1 protein-coding gene is annotated in these 475 nt (G+C 50.5%); it reads left to right on the forward strand.

Going from position 1 to position 475, the window contains the following annotated elements; all coding sequences use genetic code 11:
* Nucleotides 1–475 (forward strand): group II intron maturase-specific domain-containing protein (locus AC6CHQ_RS16355; protein ID WP_498082075.1); only part of this gene is annotated, 475 nt, incomplete at both ends.

Genomic DNA, 475 nt, shown 5'->3' on the forward strand with positions numbered 1-475 from the left:
GCTTTGTTCGCTACGCGGACGATTGCAATATCTACGTGAGGTCCAAGCGGGCCGGCGAACGAGTAATGGAATCCGTGACAAAATTCATCGAAGGGACATTGAAACTCAAAGTGAACCGGCAGAAGTCTGCAGTGGACCGGCCGTGGAAACGTAAGTTTCTCGGCTTCAGCTTCACCCCAAATCGTAACCCGAAAATAAGGATAGCCAACAAGAGCAAGGCAAGGTTTAAAGAGCGCATCAGGGAGATTACTTCCCGAAAGATGCCGTACTCCTTGGAAAACCGGGTGCAAAAGTTGAACAAATTCCTGAATGGCTGGGTCAACTATTACCAGTTGGCCGATACACCATCGGTGTTTCAGGAATTCGAGAGCTGGATTCGAAGAAGACTCCGCATGTGCATATGGAAGGACTGGAAGAAGCCGAAAACCCGCATCCGCAACCTGATCCGGTTGGGTGTTCCGCCATGGAAGGCCTA

The sequence above is a fragment of the Bhargavaea sp. GQ12 genome, from assembly GCF_059758705.1.